Here is a 1,541-nt window from a genome sequence, read left to right as displayed (position 1 = left end):
AGCCCATCCCGTGGTCCGCACCCACCCGGAGACCGGCGAGAAGCATCTGTTCGTCAACAAGGTCTTCACGACCCGGATCCTGGGCCTGCCCGAGGACGAGGCCGCGCAGTTGCTGGCCGACCTGCTGGACCGGGTGAAAACGCCCGAGTACCAAGTCCGCTTCCGTTGGACGCCCAACGGCATCGTCTTCTGGGACAACCGCGCCACCCAGCACTACGCCATTCTCGACTACTGGCCGCAGGAACGCATCGTCGAGCGGGTGACGATCCAGGGCGACGTCCCGTTCTGACGCGATCTTAACTTGGCTATGGAATAAGCAGAGAATTCCATGGCTTGTCGCCAGGTTCGGTGGATTTTCAGAACCGCGACGCGCGCGTGTCGATGCGCCGTTCCATCAGCAGCAGGCTGAGCATCACCAGGAAGGCGAAGGCCAGCAGGGCGCCGGCCAACTGGTGAGCCTTGTCCCATTCCAGGGCCTCGACCAGGCGATAGATCTCGATCGACAGCACCTCGGTCTGGCCCGGAATGCCGCCGCCCAGCATCATCACCACGCCGAACTCGCCGATGGTGTGGGCGAAGGCCAGGATGGCGGCGACGGCGTAGCCGGGGCGGGCCAGCGGCAGGGCCACGCGCGTGAAGGCGCTCCAGGACGAGGCGCCCAGGGTGGCGGCGGCCTCCATCGGCTCGTCGCCGATGGCGATGAAGGCGTTGCGCAAAGGCTGGACGGCGAACGGCAGCGAGTAGATCAGCGAGCCGATCACCAGGCCCTGGAAGGTGAAGGCCAGGGTGCGGATCCCAAACGGGTGCAGCAGCGCGATCAGCGGGCTTTGCGGCCCTAGGGCGATCAGCAGGTAGAAACCCAGCACCGTGGGCGGCAGGACGATCGGCAGGGCCACCAGGGCTCCGATCGGCGCCTTCCAGCGCGACCGCCCCCGCGCCAGCCACCAGGCCAGCGGCGTCGACAGGATCAGCAGCAGGATCGTGGTGATGCCCGCCAGCTTGATCGTCAGCCACGCGACCTCGAGCATCCTCAGCGGGCCTTGAGCTTGATCGACGGCGGAAGGGTCGGCATGGCTTGGGTTCCGGCGGACGCTCGGTTATGTAGTCCGGTTACATAACGAGCTTTGACGCCAAGGTCACGTTCGGCAAGAGGTTTTGATGACCATCGAAGGCGATCTGAGCGCATCCCTGATCCTGCGGCGCGGCGGCCTGGCGCGCGTCGGCCTGGAGCGCATCGCCCTGATCGAGGCGATCGGCGGCCTGGGCTCGATCAGCGCCGCCGCCAAGCAGCTGGGCCTCAGCTACAAGGGCGCCTGGGACGGGGTTCAAGCGCTGAACAACCTGTTCGACGCCCCCCTGGTGGTCGCCAACGCCGGCGGCAAGGCCGGCGGCGCGGCGGTCGTCACGTCGCGTGGCCTGGCGGTCATCCGGGCGTTCCGCGAGGTCGAGCGCGAGATAGGCTCGGCCCTGTCGCGGCTGGAGGCGGGTCTGGCCGCGCCGGATGCGGAGGCGAGCCAGGGCCTGGGCGACCTGTTCTGGAG

At 67.7% G+C, this 1,541-nt stretch carries 3 protein-coding genes; 2 read left to right on the top strand and 1 reads right to left on the bottom strand.

From position 1 onward, the window contains the following. Positions 1 to 289 (top strand): TauD/TfdA dioxygenase family protein (locus AC1DZ6_RS24980; RefSeq protein ID WP_477099785.1); only part of this gene is annotated, 289 nt, incomplete at its 5' end. 67 nt (positions 290 to 356) lie between these two features. Here AC1DZ6_RS24980 and modB read toward each other — a convergent pair. Continuing rightward, on the bottom strand, positions 357 to 1,028 hold the full coding sequence (gene modB / locus AC1DZ6_RS24975) for a molybdate ABC transporter permease subunit (RefSeq protein ID WP_477099784.1): 672 nt from the start codon (positions 1,026 to 1,028) through the stop codon (positions 357 to 359). Between the two features lie 130 nt (positions 1,029 to 1,158). Between modB and AC1DZ6_RS24970 the strand changes: the two genes are divergently transcribed. Further along, a partial coding sequence (locus AC1DZ6_RS24970) for a winged helix-turn-helix domain-containing protein (protein ID WP_477099783.1) occupies positions 1,159 to 1,541 on the top strand: 383 nt, incomplete at its 3' end.

The organism is Caulobacter sp. P1_B12_2 (genome assembly GCF_056406675.1).
The sequence above is the reverse complement of the archived record's forward strand: the minus strand, read 5'-3'. Positions and strand labels throughout refer to the sequence as shown.

Excerpts from the sequence above, each read along its gene's own strand:
- modB (WP_477099784.1), bottom strand. The coding sequence starts at position 1,028 with ATGCTCGAGGTCGCGTGGCTGACGATCAAGCTGGCGGGCATCACCACG.